The following is a 15,586-nucleotide window of genomic DNA, read 5'->3' on the forward strand; positions in this document are numbered from 1 at the left end:
ACTGAGACTTTAAACTGAGACTGAGACCAAATAAATAGACATAACAATGAATATCGTTTTTTCATTAGATCAAATTCAAGAAGTTGCAGAGCAGATTTTAGCATCAAATCCTAAAAAAATTATTCTTTTTAATGGAGAAATGGGGGTTGGAAAAACCACTCTAATAAAGCAATTATGCAAAAGTTTAGGTGTTCAGGACGCTACCAGCAGCCCAACATTTTCTTTGGTTAACGAATATAATGCAGCAAATAATCAAATTGTTTATCATTTTGATTTTTACAGATTAAATAAAGAAACTGAAGCGCTTGATATGGGCGTCGATGATTATTTGTACTCTGGAAACTGGTGTTTTATTGAATGGTCTGAAAAAATTGAAAATCTTCTTCCAGAGGAAACTTCAACTATTAATATTGAATTACTTGCAGACGGAAAAAGAGAACTAAAATTAGTATAAAAACTTTACAAATCTTCACGACAAAGAGTAAAAAACTTAAGAGAAAATTTCTTAACATTCACACCTTATAGTATTAGCAGAATTTTTGCACTAATTTTAAATCTTTTTACGTAATTTGTACTCTTAATTTTTTGCACCACCCATGTCAATCACGTTAACTCCATTTACAAAACAACAATTAATACCACAAGAAGAAAAACTTGAGGTTGGTCGTTTTAAAAGAGAACTTTTTATAGGAATCCCCAAAGAAACAAGCTATCAGGAACGTCGTATATGCCTTACTCCCGATGCTGTAAATTCCTTAACTTATGCGGGTCACCGTGTCATGATTGAATCTGGAGCTGGGGAAAGTTCGAGTTATACCGATAAAGAATATGCCGATGCGGGCGCAGAAATTACAAAAGATACCAAAAGAGTTTTTGGCTGTCCGTTTTTACTAAAAGTGGAGCCGCCGACTTTAGCCGAAATACAAATGATAAATCCTGAAACGGTAATCATTTCGGCTATTCAACTCAAAACCAAAAAGAAAGAATACTTTGAAGCTTTAGCTCAAAAGAAAATCACAGCCTTAGCTTTTGAATATATCAAAGATGAGGACGGCTCGTATCCAGCAGTAAAATCTTTAAGCGAAATTGCAGGAACAGCCTCAATTCTTATTGCTGCAGAATTAATGATTACGGATGAATTTGGAAAAGGCCTTTTATTTGGAAATATTACTGGCGTCCCTCCTACTGAAGTTGTTATTTTAGGTGCTGGAACCGTTGGAGAATTTGCTGCAAAAACAGCAATTGGATTAGGAGCAAATGTAAAAGTTTTCGATAATTCCATTACCAAATTACGCCGCTTGCAAAATAATTTGAATCAGCGAATTTTTACTTCGACTATTCAACAAAAAGGTTTACTAAAAGCTTTAAGACGTTGTGATGTCGCTATTGGCGCCATGCGCGGAAAAGAACGCTGTCCAATTGTAGTTACAGAAACTATGGTAGAACACATGAAAAAAGGTGCTGTAATTGTTGATGTAAGCATTGACACTGGAGGCTGCTTCGAAACATCAGAAGTTACTACCCACGAAAAACCAACCTTTATTAAGAGCAATGTTTTACACTATTGTGTACCAAATATCCCTTCTAGATATTCCAAAACCGCCTCATTATCAATTAGTAACATTCTAACACCTTATCTACATCAGATAGCCGAAGATGGTGGAATAGAAAGTGCTATTCGATGCAATAAAGGTCTTAAAAACGGTATTTATCTTTATCACGGAATCCTAACAAACAAAGCTATTGGCGACTGGTTTGATTTGCCAGATAACGATATCAATTTACTTGTATTTTAAGGGAACTTTAATGTACCTTTGCAAAAATTTTATTTCATGAAGTTCGTACACCGTTTTGCATATTATCTAATCGGCCTAATTATGGGCTGTTTTTTTGTAGCTCTTGTTTTTAGTGGAAAAGATACTCGCTGCAATTATTTTCCAAATGCCCGAGTTCTTAATAATCTTCGAACAAAACCTTTTCAATATTCAGATAAAGCAATTCAGACTTTAAATGAAAAATGGGTTGACACTGCAGACATTAAAAACACATTGACTTACGGAGATGTTGATTTTGACCAAAGTAATGTTCCGTTCAATAAAGGTAAACTTTATATCATTGAAGGTAAAACAGTTAAAAATCAAGAAATTATTCTAAAAGTTACAAACTACGAAAACAAAGCTGTTTTAGAAGAAATTATCAAAAAATAACTCAAATTAAATCTTTTGTTTCTCGCTCCCGATAGCTATCGAGATTGCAGATTCAAAAGATTTTTTAGTTAAAAATATTTCATGGAAAGTTACAAAGGCCCAAAGAAGCAAAGCTTTACCTTTGCAACTTTGTTACCTATAAAATTTACCACTCAATTTCTTTCAATCCTTTCGATTTCAAGAAATCATTTGTCTGGCTAAAATGTTTATTTCCAAACCAAAATCCTCTATTTGCACTTAAAGGTGAAGGATGCCCTGATTTTAAGATCTGATGTTTGGAAGCATCAATCAACGCAGCTTTCTTTTGAGCAAAACCACCCCAAAGCAAGAATACTACATTTTCTTTTTCCGCAGAAATCTGTTTGATTACAGCATCCGTAAATTTTTCCCATCCTTTTCCCTGATGACTTCCTGCTTCAGATTGTCTCACAGTTAATGTGGCATTTAAAAGAAAAACACCTTGATCTGCCCAGCGCTCCAAATTCCCAGTTTTTGGTAAAGGTTTATTTAAATCACTTTCGATTTCTCTAAAAATATTATATAAAGAAGGTGGAAACGGAATTCCATCGTTGACAGAAAAACACAAACCATTTGCCTGGTTTGGACCGTGATAAGGATCCTGACCGATTATAACAACTTTCACTTCATCAAAATGACAATGGTCAAAAGCTGAAAAAATCTGACTGCCTTTTGGATAACAAACTTTTGTTGCGTATTCTGATTTTACAAATTCAATTAATTCTTTGAAATATGGTTTTTCGAATTCTTCATTCAAAACTGGTTTCCAAGAAGAATGCATTTTTACGTCCATAATTTTTTTTATGCGAATTTCAGAAATAATTACTTAAAATCATATTTACTAAAAAGAAAAATGTAAAAAATTGAAAATCAAAAGTTAGAAACGACAGCAAATAAAAAAACTCATAATTCATAATTCATTATTGTTTTCGTACTTTTGCTTTTACTTTCATAAAGAGATTAAATGATCAGTATTACCGAAAAAACATTACAAGACTTACAATTTCCAACAGTACTCGAAACCATTTCAGATGGATGCAACACCGATATTGGAAAGGAAAAGGCTTTACAAATAAAACCATTTAGAGATAAAGAAGAATTGATGCAGTCCTTGATGCAGACATCAGAATATGTATCTTCTTTTCAAAATAATAACGCGATTCCTAATCACGGATTCGATGCTATAACTCATGAAATTAAGTTTTTAGCAATTGAAGATAGTTTCTTGGAAGTTGGTAGTTTTAGAAAAATTGCCAATCTTTCTGCAACTACAAATGTCTTATTGAGTTTCCTCAAAAAATTTGACGACTATTATCCAAATCTTAACGCTAGGGCTTCCCGTGTCGAATTGACCAAAGATATCATTACGGCAATTGACGCCATTGTCGATAAATATGGAGAAATTAAAGATAATGCTTCGCCGGCTTTATTGAGCATTCGCCAAAATATGAATTTGGTGCGCGGAAAAGTAAATCAAAGTTTTGGCGTTGCGCTTACACAATATAATGGTTTAGGATATTTGGATGATATTAAAGAAAGCTTTGTACAAAACCGCAGGGTTTTAGCAGTGCTAGCAATGTATCGCCGTAAAGTAAAAGGATCTATTTTAGGAAGTTCTAAAACGGGAAGCATCGCTTACATCGAACCAGAAGCTACTCTAAAATATTCAAGAGAGTTAGCAAATTTAGAATATGAGGAGAAGGAAGAAATTACTAGAATTTTAAAAAATCTGTCAAACGTAATTCGCCCTTACTTACCATTACTAATTGAATATCAAGACTTTTTAAGTGATATTGACGTTGTTGCGGGAAAGGCAAAATACGCCAATCGCATCAACGGAATCTTACCTGCAATTACAGAAGAAAGAAGATTATTCTTTAGAGAAGCCTATCACCCGATTTTGTATTTGAATAACAAACAAAAAAAAGAAGTTACGCATCCGCAGACCATTGAGCTAAAACAAGAAAATAGAATTATTGTAATTTCTGGACCAAATGCAGGCGGAAAAACTATTTCTCTAAAAACAGTTGGTTTATTACAGTTGATGTTGCAATCTGGCATTTTAATTCCAGTTCACGAAAGAAGCGAAACTTTTTTATTTGATAGAATTTTAACTGACATTGGAGATAATCAATCTATTGAAAATCATTTAAGTACTTATAGCTACAGATTAAAAAACATGAATTATTTCTTGAAGAAATGCAACAAGAAAACGATGTTTTTAATTGACGAATTTGGCACAGGTTCTGATCCTGAATTGGGAGGCGCTTTGGCTGAAATTTTCTTGGAAGAATTTTATCATCGAGAAGCATTTGGAATTATAACAACGCACTACTCTAATTTGAAAATTTTGGCAAACGAATTACCATATGCCACAAATGCAAATATGATGTTCGACGAAAAGTCTCTCGAACCAATGTATAAATTAGCTTTAGGTCAGGCAGGAAGCTCGTTTACATTTGAAGTTGCACAAAAAAATGGAATTCCGTTTGGATTGATCAATCGTGCGAAAAAGAAAATCGAAGTTGGAAAAGTTCGTTTTGATAAAACCATTGCGACTCTTCAAAAAGAAAGGTCAAAGCTTGAAAAAACTTCTTTGAATTTAAAAGAAGAAGAAACTCGTGCACGGGAAGAAAGTAAAAAGATGGAAAACATCAATACTAGAATCCAGCAAAAATTGGAAAGCTATCAAGAATTATACGACAGCAACCAGAAGATTATTTACATTGGACAAAAAATTGATGACATTGCTGAAAAATATTTCAACAACAAAAATAAAAAAGAACTTATTGGCGAATTTTTAAAAATAGTTGAAATTGAAAATTCAAAACGAAAAAAAGCAACTCCAAAAGAAACCAAAGCAAAAGTTGAAAAACAAAAAGAAATTATTGCTGAAGTTCAGGTAAAAGTTGAAGAAATTCGAAAAGAAAAAAAAGAGAAAAAATTAAAACCTGTTGTAGAAAAACCAAGACCAATTTTAAAAGTGGGCGACCGAGTACGAATGATGGATGGAAGATCTGTGGGAAGTATCGATTCTATCGAAAAAAATAAAGCAACAGTTAATTACGGAATTTTTACATCGAAAGTAAGTTTAGACGAATTGGAGTTAGTTGAGGCTGTTAAAAAATAAAGTTTTCAATCACAGTCATGTTTTTAAGCTTATAAATGCTAAAAAAATAGGTAAAATTAAAATAAAGCGATTTAAGAATTGATCTTTAAAAATACAATAAAAGTGGTCGCTATATTTTTTAAATTAATCTAAGATCAAATATTAAAGCCGTTTTTAATAATTAAAATTTATTAAAATTTAAAAATACATAGATTTAATAAATATACCTAATTAACTCATAAGTATACAATTTAAAAATCTATTGCGTTTTTAGAATAGTAGAAAAACTTGACCTTACAATAATGGAAGATCTTCCAATGAATAAAAAAATAATCCTTTTTGACGGAGTTTGTAATCTCTGCAATTCTGCTGTACAATTTATTATAAAAAAAGACAAAAAAGATATTTTTAGATTTGTCGCATTGCAGTCAGAATTAGGTATTTCAATTTGTAAACATCTGGGAATTAGTTTTTCAAAAATGGACAGCATTATTTTATACGATCCAGGAACAGCTTATTTTTATAAATCTTCGGCAGCAATTGAAATAGGAAAAAACTTTGGTGGTTTTTGGAAATTAATTCCGATTTTTAGAATTGTTCCAATTTTTATAAGCGATTTCATTTACGACTACATTGCCAAAAACCGATACAATTGGTATGGCAAAAAAGAAAGCTGCATGATTCCTACTCCAGAATTGAAATCGAAATTTCTTTAAAAAGAAACTCCAATAGAAAAATTACAAATTCCAATTTTATACATAACAAGAATCCAATCTTTGTTGAGTTTCTCGCGAAGATTTCTCTACCGAAGCCTCGGGATCGAAAATGACAAACTAGACACAGTGCAAAAAAATAAAAATCCCAAATTCACTATAATTGGAATTTGGGATTTTCTATTTGGAATTTATTAGAAAAATTATCTAATTAATTTCCTGTATTTCAAACGTTTTGGAGTTAAGTCACCGCCAAGACGTTTCTTTTTGTTTTCTTCATAATCAGAGAAACTTCCTTCGAAAAAGTAAACTTCAGAGTCTCCTTCGAAAGCTAAAATGTGTGTACAAATTCTATCTAAGAACCATCTGTCGTGAGAAATAATTACGGCACAACCTGCAAAATTCTCCAAACCTTCTTCAAGTGCACGAAGTGTATTCACATCAAGATCATTCGTAGGCTCATCCAGTAAAAGTACGTTTCCTTCTTCTTTCAATGTCATTGCCAAATGCAAACGGTTACGTTCTCCACCAGAAAGCATTGACACTTTTTTGTTTTGCTCGCCGCCACCAAAGTTGAAACGAGATAAGTAAGCTCTAGAATTAACTTGCTTTCCTCCCATCATAATCAATTCCTGACCATCTGCGAAATTCTCCCAGATCGATTTGTTCGGATCGATATTAGAGTGAGACTGATCTACATAAGCAATTTTTACAGTTTCACCAACTGAAAATTCTCCGCTGTCTGTAGCTTGCTCTCCCATAATCATTTTGAAAATGGTAGATTTACCAGCACCGTTTGGTCCGATAATTCCAACAATTCCTGCTTGCGGCAACGTAAAGTTTAAATTATCGTACAATAATTTATCACCAAAAGCTTTAGCAACATTTTTCGCTTCGATAACATTTGTCCCTAAACGCGGACCGTTCGGGATATAGATTTCTAGATTTTCATCTAGTTGTTTTTGATCTTCGTTTAATAATTTGTCGTAGTTCTGTAAACGAGCTTTTTGTTTGGTCTGACGACCTTTTGCTCCTTGGCGAACCCACTCCAACTCACGCTCTAAAGTTTTTCTACGTTTAGAAGCCACTTTTTCTTCCTGAGCCATACGGTTTGATTTTTGGTCTAACCAAGAAGAATAATTTCCTTTCCAAGGAATACCTTCTCCTCTATCCAACTCTAAAATCCATCCAGCAACATTATCTAAGAAATAACGATCGTGCGTTACAGCAATAACAGTTCCTGAATATTGTGCTAAATGCTGCTCTAACCAAAGAACTGACTCAGCATCCAGGTGGTTGGTAGGCTCATCTAATAACAGTACATCCGGCTGCTGCAGTAACAAACGGCATAAAGCTACACGACGACGCTCACCTCCAGAAAGATTTTTAATAGGCGTATCTCCTTCTGGAGTGCGCAATGCATCCATCGCGATTTCTAATTTTGTATCGATTTCCCAAGCCCCAAGAGCATCAATTTTATCTTGTAATGCTGCTTGACGGTCCATCAATTTATCCATTTTATCTGGATCTGAATAATTCTCTTCAAGACCGAATAAATCGTTTATCTGATTGTACTCTTCTAAAACCGCCATCGTTTCTGCTGCTCCTTCACGAACAATTTCAATAACTGTTTTAGAATCATCAAGAATTGGTTCTTGCTCTAAATACCCAACAGTATAACCTGGCTGAAAAACCACATCTCCTTGATAGTTCTTATCTACTCCAGCAATAATCTTTAAAAGTGAAGATTTTCCAGAACCGTTAAGTCCTAAAATACCAATTTTTGCTCCGTAAAAGAAACTCAAGTAAATATTTTTAAGAACAGGTTTATCTGCTCCCTGATAGGTTTTACTCAATTTCTGCATTGAGAAAATTACTTTCTTATCGTCTGACATATTTATGTTAATTATTTTTAGTTTATTGTTTTTTGTTGAATTACTTAAATTTAAGTCCTTTGAACTCACAGTTCCTTAAATAATTCATCATCGCTCCTATTTTATTTTTTTCTATTTCAGTCATTTCATTTAATTTCAGATGTTGCTCTTCTGAAATCAATTTTTTGTCAAAAGCTCTGTAAGATTGCGATTTTACTTCTCCAGCTGAACCTTTTGCAATACTCAAGAATTGTATAAATTCTCTATTTCCATTTCTTTCAAAACCTTCTGCAATATTATCCATTATAGATCCTGAACTTCTATCGATTTGATCTTTGAGTGAATAATTTGTTTTTAAAGTTGTTGTCTGGATTAATAACTCAACATATTGACATAATTCTCTAGCTTTTTGCCAAATTTCTAAATCTTCAAATTTATTTATTTTTGCCATAACAACAAATTATAAGCAACAAACTATAAGCAACAAACTATAAGCAACAAACTACAAACTTAAACTCTACCTTTTAAAGCATTGAATACCCATGCATTAGCCAAAAATCCAACCCCAACAGCAGCAAATCCCCAGCCTGATACTTCACTGTATCTAAAAACACCAAGACCTATAAGTAACAATCCCATAAGTACCATTATAAAAGTAGCCCATCCTAAAACGGTATTTTTATTCATTCCCATAATTGTGTAATTATTTTTTAAGTAGCAAAATTTTTAGAAACGCAAATATCGTGAATTTTACTGGCTTAATTAAATATTTTATACAGCATTTCTTTCAGCAAATCGGATTGTGGTAAAGCGTTGGCTCCCACACCTTTACTTTTAATATCAATATCTCGTAAAGCGCCAACTATCTGGCTAACTTTTCGCATTGGATAATTTTTTACAGCCAAATCATATTCTTTCAAGAAATATGGATTTACTCCAATTGCGGCAGCCACATTTTTTGGATTTTTATCTTTTAGTCCGTGATATTTTAGAAGCTGTATAAAAAAGCCGAATACCAATCCTGTCGTCATAACCAAAGGATATTCTTTAGGGTTATGAGCAAAATTTTCTGCTATCTTATATGCTCTTAGCTGATTGCGTTCACCAATTGCTTTTCGAAGTTCGAAAACATTGTAGTCTTTACTAAAACCAATATTTTCTTCAATATGCTCAGGCATAATCATAGTTCCCTGCGGCAAAATGATTTGAAGTTTTTCGAGTTCATTATTAATTTTACTTAAATCTGTTCCTAAAAACTCGACAAGCATAGCATTAGCCTTAGGATCAATCGTATATTTTTTCCCAGCCAAAACACGCTTTATCCAGTCGCCAACTTGATTTTCGTATAATTTTTTGCTTTCGTAAACAACACCTTTTTGTGCTAAAAGTTTAGTGACCTTTTTACGTTTATCGAGTGTTTTATATTTATAACAGAAAACCAACACTGTGGTTTCCATCGGATTCTCTACATAAGATTCTATTTTATCTATTGTACGAGACAAATCCTGAGCCTCTTTCACAATAACAACCTGACGATCAGCCATCATAGGATAGCGTTTAGCTGTTGAAACAATATCATCAATAGAAACATCTCTTCCGTACAAAACTGTCTGATTAAAGCCTTTCTCTTCTTCAGCCAAAACATTCTGCTCAATATATTCAGACAATTTATCTATATAATAAGGTTCTTCACCCATTAAAAAATAAATTGGTTTAATATTTCCGGCTTTTATATCGTTAACAATTTTTACTACTTCGTCCATTAAATTAAGTTTTCAGTGTTCAGGCTCAGTTTTCAGTTTCAAAAATAAATAATTAACTAATTTTCAAATTGACTAATTTTCAAATTATATTTGCTTTATGTTAAAACTTAATTTCCCTGCTTACACTTTCCGATTCAAAAATAGCGAAAATAAAGTGTCTATTTTTGATGAAATCAGGAAAAAATTTATAATTCTCACACCAGAAGAATGGGTTCGCCAGCACGTTGTTCATTTTTTAATGTACGAAAAAAAATATCCCAAATCACTTATAAATGTAGAGAAAGTTTTAACCGTCAACGGATTACGAAAACGCTATGATGTTGTGGTTTTCAATTCAGATGGTACTATACATATATTAGTAGAATGTAAAGCACCAGAAGTTAAAATCTCTCAGGCAACTTTTGACCAAATTGCCCGTTATAATATGACGATGCAGGCACGGTTTTTGAATGTCACAAACGGACTAAACCATTTTTATTGTCAAATGGATTTTGAAAACGAAAAATATGAGTTTTTGAGAAACCTGCCTGATTATAAAGAAAACCATTAAAAATAAATAATTAAGTACTTTTGGATAAAATAGCAGTTGTAATTTTAAATTGGAACGGAGTAAAATTGCTTGAGCAGTTTTTACCATCTGTTATTCAATTTTCAGAAGGCGCGGCAATCTATGTTGCTGATAACGATTCTACAGATAATTCTATCGAGTTCGTTAAAGAAAACTTTCCTACCGTAAAGATTGTCAAAAACTCAGGAAATCACGGCTTTGCAAAAGGTTATAATGATGCATTAAAACATATTGATGCAGAAATTTATGCATTGGTCAATTCTGATATCGAAGTTACAGAAAACTGGCTTAAGCCAATTCTCGAAACTTTTGATACTGAAAAACAAACCGCTATTATTCAGCCTAAAATCCTCGATTTTAAAAACAAAGAATATTTTGAATATGCTGGTGCTGCGGGTGGTTTTATTGACAAATATGGTTTTCCATTTTGTAGAGGAAGGATTTTTGATACAGTAGAAAAAGATAACGGACAATATGATGAAAATATTGAACTGTTCTGGGCTTCAGGCGCTTGCTTTTTCATTAGAAAGAATGTATTTTATGAATTAGGAGGTTTTGATGAAAGTTTTTTTGCTCATCAAGAAGAAATTGATTTATGCTGGAGAGCTGCAAACGACGGACATATTATTAAGTATAATTATCAATCTCTCGTTTATCATGTTGGTGGTGCAACATTACAACAGGGAAATCCTAAAAAGACCTATTTGAATTTTAGAAATTCATTATTAATGCTTGTCAAAAATCTGCCAAAAAGGGGATTATTTTTTGTGATTTTTTTCCGTATGATTTTAGACGGCATTGCAGGTATCCGTTTTCTTACACAAGGGAAATTCGGGCACACTTTTGCTATTTTAAAGGCACATTTTTCATTTTATTGCTTATCTTTAAAATATCTCGGAAAACGAAAAGATTTTCAGATACAGCAATACTATATGGTTAAAAGCATCGTTTTCCTTTATTATATCAGGAAAATGACCTTATTTAAAGAAATCTTTAACAGTATTCAAAATATTAAAAACTAAATTTGTAATCAAGTCTAATTAAAATTAAATTTATGAGAAAAATAGTTATCGCACTATCAGTATTAATGGCTTTAACATCATGTGTTTCTAAAAAGAAATATGCTGAGTTGGAAGCTAAGAACAAAGAGACTCAAGATTTGTTAAACTCATGTACTGTAAAATTAAATTCGTGCTTAGAAGAAAAAGCTGGATTAGCTGCAACAGCTGAAAGCTACAAACAACATAATCAAGATTTAATCAACAGCTCTAAAGATTTAACTATCTTAACTACTAAAGGTGCTGAGAATCTTGAAAAATCTCTTGAAAGCTTAAAAGAAAAAGATTTAAAAATTTCTAGACTTCAAGACGCTTTAACTAAAAAAGACAGTGTTACTTTAGCATTAGTTACTAGTTTAAAAGGTGCAGTTGGAATCAACGATCCAGATATCGAAATCAATGTTGAAAAAGGAGTTGTATTTATCTCTATCGCTGATAAATTATTATTCAAAAGCGGAAGCTACGAAGTAACTGATGCAGCAAAAGGTGTATTAGCAAAAGTTGCAAAAGTAGTTAACGACAAACCAGATTTCGAATGTATGGTTGAAGGACACACAGATAATGTTCCTTACAAAAGCAACGGAATTATCTTAGACAACTGGGATTTAAGTGTGAAACGTTCTACTTCTATCGTTCGTGTTTTAACAAACGATCTTGGTGTTAACCCAGCTAAATTAATTGCTGCAGGTAGAAGTTCTTATGTACCATTAGTTGCTAATGATACTGCTGAAAACAAAGCTCGTAACAGAAGAACTCGTATTGTAGTTATGCCAAAAATCGATCAATTCTATGATATGATTGAAAAAGAAATGAAAAAACAAGCTAAATAATTCTTGTTTTAAATTTTTATAAAAACAGAAAAAGCAGGTCGATTGACCTGCTTTTTTGTATTCTTAATTTTGGCTAATCAAGAATAGCATTATTTTTAAATAACTAACTAAATTTTAACTGTACTAAAGTTAGGTATTATTTTTAAACTTTTATACAATTAAAGTATTTATTTACAAAATATCAATTTCACCTTTTCCTTCTCTTACAATAACTGGTTCATGTTCAGATAAATCTATAATTGTTGAACCAACATTATCTCCATATCCTCCATCAATTACTAGGTCTACAAGGTTTTGCCATTTCTCAAAGATCAATTCAGGATCTGTTGTATATTCAATCACATCATCTTCATCACGAATAGAAGTTGAGACTACTGGATTTCCTAACTGACGTACAATTTCTAAAATAATATTATTGTCAGGAACACGAATACCAACTGTAGTTTTCTTTTTAAATTCTTTTGGAAGATTATTATTTCCAGGTAAAATAAAAGTATAAGGTCCTGGCAAAGCTCTTTTTAATATTTTAAAAGTCGAAGTATCAATCTGACGCACATAATCTGATAAATTACTAAGGTCATGACAAATAAATGAAAAATTGGCTTTCTCCAATTTAACTCCTTTTATCTTAGCAATTTTTTCTAATGCTCTCGAATTGGTAATATCACAACCTAAACCGTAAACAGTATCTGTTGGATAAATCACCAATCCACCATTTTGAAGCACTTTTACAACTTTTGCAATTGCAGCTTCACTAGGTTTATCTGGATATATTTTTATAAATTCGGCCATAATTTTTTTAGTTTTTTTATTTCAGGTTTTAGGCTGCAAGTTGTTTTTCATAACTTGAAACATGAAACTTGAAACATTTTTTTATCCTACCACATCTAATTTAGCAAATCTCAGCAAGAGTTTCTTAATTCCTCCCACTTCAAATTTGATTTCTGCTTTTTTATCAGCGCCAACACCTTCTAGGTTAATCACTTCTCCTTTACCAAAACGTTCGTGCATTACAACATTTCCAACAGTCAATTTACTGTCAAATAAATTTGGTGCACTTGCATTCGGATTAGTTCCTACTGGCTTTAACTTTCTGATATTCAGATCCGGTTTCGGATTATTATCTGTAATATGTTTTGGAGGTGTTCCTCCCACCGGTTTTGCCAATCTTAGTTTAGACTTATCAACATCACCAAAAATATCACCATCAATTGGTGATTTATAGCGATAATTCGTTTCTGCAGGAGTTAGATATTCTAAATATTGACCATCAATTTCTTCAATAAATCTTGAAGGTTCACTATCTGTCAGTTTTCCCCAGCGATAACGAGATTGCGCATAAGTCAAATACGCCTGATGTTCTGCACGAGTTAAAGCTACGTAAAATAAACGACGTTCTTCTTCCAATTCACTTCTAGTACTCATACTCATCGCACTCGGGAACAAATCTTCTTCCATACCCACCACAAAAACGTGCGGGAATTCAAGTCCCTTCGCTAAGTGAATCGTCATTAAAGCTACACGATCTTCATCATTGGTATCTTTGTCTAAATCTGTTGCCAAAGCCACATCTTCCATAAATTCAGAAAGCGCGCCTCTTGCTCCATCAATTTCTCGCTGCCCTTCGGTAAAATCTTTAATACCGTTTAAAAGCTCTTCTATATTCTGAATCTTCGCCATTCCTTCCGGCGTAGCATCTTTCTTCAATTCCTGAACCAAACCAGTTTTTTTTGCAACATGGTCTGTAATATAAAAAGCATCCTGATTCTGATCTATAACCTGAAAACTCTGAATCATCGTCACAAAATCTTTCAGTTTGTTTTTTGTTCCAGTATTCAGTTTTAAATCTATTTTATCAATGTTAACCATTACTTCCCAAATCGATCGTTTGTAATGATTGGCTGCAATTGTCAATTTCTCTACCGTTGTATCTCCAATTCCACGTGCAGGATAATTAATCACACGAATCAAAGCCTCTTCATCTTTTGGATTCAGAACCAAGCGTAAATAACATAAAACGTCTTTAATCTCCTTACGTTGGTAGAACGACAATCCGCCGTAAATTCTATACGGAATATCACGTTTTCTCAAAGCATCCTCCATCGCACGTGACTGAGCATTAGTACGATACAAAATTGCAAAAGCACCATTATGCAATTGATTTTGCATTTTCTGCTCAAAAATCGTACTGGCAACAAAACGACCTTCTTCGGCATCAGTCAAACTTCTGTGAACTTTAATTTTAGGACCAAATTCATTCGCAGTCCAAACCACTTTATCTAGTTTGGTCTTATTATGTTCCATTACAGTATTTGCCGCTTCAACAATATTTCTTGTCGAACGGTAATTCTGCTCTAAACGAAACATTACTACACCTTCATAATCCTTTTGGAAATTCAAAATGTTATTAATATTTGCACCACGGAAAGCATAAATACTCTGCGCATCATCTCCAACCACACAAATATTCTGAAACCTATCAGATAAAGCCCTAACAATCAAATACTGAGAGTGATTTGTATCTTGGTACTCATCAACCAAGATATAACGAAAACGATCTTGATATTTAGCCAGAACTTCTGGAAAACGAGTTAGCAATTCGTTGGTTTTCAACAGTAAATCATCAAAATCCATTGCGCCGGCTTTAAAACAGCGCTCCACATACTGCTGATATATTTCTCCCAATCTTGGTCTTTTAGCCATTGCATCCGCCTCAACCAATTCTGGATTATTAAAATAGGCTTTTACCGTAATCAAGCTGTTTTTGTAACTAGATATACGTCCTAAAATTTGTTTTGGTTTGTAAATATCACGATCCAGCTGCATTTCTTTAATAATCGAAGAAATTAATCTAGCCGAATCCTGAGAATCATATATGGTAAAATTGGAAGGATAACCCAAATGATCAGATTCTGCACGCAGGATACGCGCAAAAATAGAGTGAAACGTTCCCATCCAAAGGTTCTTTGCCTCGCTCGCCCCCACAATATCCGAAATCCTGTGTTTCATCTCGCGGGCCGCTTTATTGGTAAAAGTCAGCGACAAAATATTGAAGGCATCAACGCCCTGCGCCATCAAATAAGCAATTCTAATTGTTAAAACTCGGGTCTTTCCCGAACCTGCACCAGCAATAATAATCATTGGCCCATCTTTTTTAAGAACGGGCTGTCTTTGCGCTTCGTTGAGCTGGTCAATATATTTCTGCATGTAATTTTCTCCTTTTAGGCAAAATTAAGAATTTAAAAAGAAAGTTCCTAAGAAGCTTTTGAAAGGTTCTAAGTTGCTAAGCTTCTAAGATGCTAAGTTTTTTTTTGAAGCCAAACAAAAGGCATATTTTTCGGCATGGTTTCCCGCTTTCGGCTTTATCTCTTCATTTCATTACGAGGATATCGCCTCAATCGGGGCTAGATTCAAACAATCTTTTTTAAAGGTTCTGAGACGCTAAG

The 15,586-nt window shown here is 33.2% G+C and carries 15 protein-coding genes; 8 read left to right on the forward strand and 7 right to left on the reverse strand.

The annotated features are described in order from the left end of the window. Positions 1–46 precede the first annotated feature (46 nt). The 3 genes from tsaE to ASE40_RS15710 all read left to right on the forward strand — a co-directional run bounded on the left by tsaE (position 47) and on the right by ASE40_RS15710 (position 2,207). Positions 47–454, forward strand: a complete 408-nt coding sequence (gene tsaE / locus ASE40_RS15700) for a tRNA (adenosine(37)-N6)-threonylcarbamoyltransferase complex ATPase subunit type 1 TsaE (RefSeq protein ID WP_057118035.1) — start codon at positions 47–49, stop codon at positions 452–454. Positions 455–596: 142 nt separating this feature from the next. Beyond that, the gene (locus ASE40_RS15705) at positions 597–1,796 is read left to right on the forward strand and encodes an alanine dehydrogenase (protein WP_057118036.1); all 1,200 of its coding nucleotides are present in this window, start codon (positions 597–599) and stop codon (positions 1,794–1,796) included. Between the two features lie 36 nt (positions 1,797–1,832). After that, on the forward strand, positions 1,833–2,207 hold the full coding sequence (locus ASE40_RS15710) for a DUF4258 domain-containing protein (protein ID WP_057118037.1): 375 nt from the start codon (positions 1,833–1,835) through the stop codon (positions 2,205–2,207). Between the two features lie 145 nt (positions 2,208–2,352). On the opposite strand, the gene ASE40_RS15715 is transcribed toward ASE40_RS15710, so the two are convergent. Next, positions 2,353–3,018: a uracil-DNA glycosylase gene (locus ASE40_RS15715; RefSeq protein WP_057118038.1), complete on the reverse strand. Its 666-nt coding sequence runs from the start codon at positions 3,016–3,018 to the stop codon at positions 2,353–2,355. Between the two features lie 171 nt (positions 3,019–3,189). On the opposite strand from ASE40_RS15715, the gene ASE40_RS15720 reads away from it, so the two are divergent. Both ASE40_RS15720 and ASE40_RS15725 read left to right on the forward strand, forming a co-directional pair. After that, a complete protein-coding gene (locus ASE40_RS15720) occupies positions 3,190–5,355 on the forward strand; it encodes an endonuclease MutS2 (protein WP_057118039.1) in 2,166 nt (721 codons plus the stop codon). A gap of 281 nt (positions 5,356–5,636) precedes the next feature. Continuing rightward, entirely contained in the window at positions 5,637–6,050 is a 414-nt protein-coding gene (locus ASE40_RS15725; RefSeq protein ID WP_057118040.1) for a thiol-disulfide oxidoreductase DCC family protein, read from the forward strand. A 200-nt stretch (positions 6,051–6,250) separates the two neighbouring features. Here ASE40_RS15725 and ettA read toward each other — a convergent pair whose 3' ends face one another. From ettA to holA, 4 genes are all read right to left on the reverse strand, one after another. Then, positions 6,251–7,942 (reverse strand): energy-dependent translational throttle protein EttA, encoded by a 1,692-nt coding sequence (ettA, locus tag ASE40_RS15730; protein WP_057119783.1) that lies wholly within the window; start codon positions 7,940–7,942, stop codon positions 6,251–6,253. 40 nt (positions 7,943–7,982) lie between these two features. After that, complete coding sequence (locus ASE40_RS15735) at positions 7,983–8,372, reverse strand: four helix bundle protein (RefSeq protein ID WP_057118041.1); 390 nt, start codon at positions 8,370–8,372, stop codon at positions 7,983–7,985. 59 nt (positions 8,373–8,431) lie between these two features. Further along, positions 8,432–8,608 carry a CAL67264 family membrane protein gene (locus ASE40_RS15740; RefSeq protein ID WP_198530125.1) on the reverse strand — a complete coding sequence of 59 codons (177 nt, stop codon included), beginning with the start codon at positions 8,606–8,608 and terminating at the stop codon, positions 8,432–8,434. Positions 8,609–8,679: 71 nt separating this feature from the next. Further along, on the reverse strand, positions 8,680–9,684 hold the full coding sequence (holA, locus tag ASE40_RS15745; RefSeq protein ID WP_057118043.1) for a DNA polymerase III subunit delta: 1,005 nt from the start codon (positions 9,682–9,684) through the stop codon (positions 8,680–8,682). 97 nt (positions 9,685–9,781) lie between these two features. On the opposite strand from holA, the gene ASE40_RS15750 reads away from it, so the two are divergent. Genes ASE40_RS15750 through ASE40_RS15760 form a run of 3 tightly spaced genes read left to right on the forward strand, consistent with a single transcriptional unit; the run spans position 9,782 to position 12,140 of the window. Continuing rightward, on the forward strand, positions 9,782–10,234 hold the full coding sequence (locus tag ASE40_RS15750) for a type I restriction enzyme HsdR N-terminal domain-containing protein (protein ID WP_057118044.1): 453 nt from the start codon (positions 9,782–9,784) through the stop codon (positions 10,232–10,234). 20 nt (positions 10,235–10,254) lie between these two features. Beyond that, positions 10,255–11,274, forward strand: a complete 1,020-nt coding sequence (locus ASE40_RS15755; protein ID WP_057118045.1) for a glycosyltransferase family 2 protein — start codon at positions 10,255–10,257, stop codon at positions 11,272–11,274. Positions 11,275–11,306: 32 nt separating this feature from the next. After that, positions 11,307–12,140: a flagellar motor protein MotB gene (locus ASE40_RS15760; RefSeq protein WP_057118046.1), complete on the forward strand. Its 834-nt coding sequence runs from the start codon at positions 11,307–11,309 to the stop codon at positions 12,138–12,140. Positions 12,141–12,311: 171 nt separating this feature from the next. Here the strand turns inward: ASE40_RS15760 and ASE40_RS15765 are convergent, their stop codons facing one another. Then, positions 12,312–12,932: an L-threonylcarbamoyladenylate synthase gene (locus ASE40_RS15765; RefSeq protein WP_057118047.1), complete on the reverse strand. Its 621-nt coding sequence runs from the start codon at positions 12,930–12,932 to the stop codon at positions 12,312–12,314. Positions 12,933–13,013: 81 nt separating this feature from the next. Beyond that, positions 13,014–15,347: an ATP-dependent helicase gene (locus tag ASE40_RS15770; RefSeq protein ID WP_057118048.1), complete on the reverse strand. Its 2,334-nt coding sequence runs from the start codon at positions 15,345–15,347 to the stop codon at positions 13,014–13,016. Positions 15,348–15,586 lie beyond the last annotated feature (239 nt).

This window comes from Flavobacterium sp. Root935 (assembly GCF_001429295.1).
Classification (GTDB): domain Bacteria; phylum Bacteroidota; class Bacteroidia; order Flavobacteriales; family Flavobacteriaceae; genus Flavobacterium.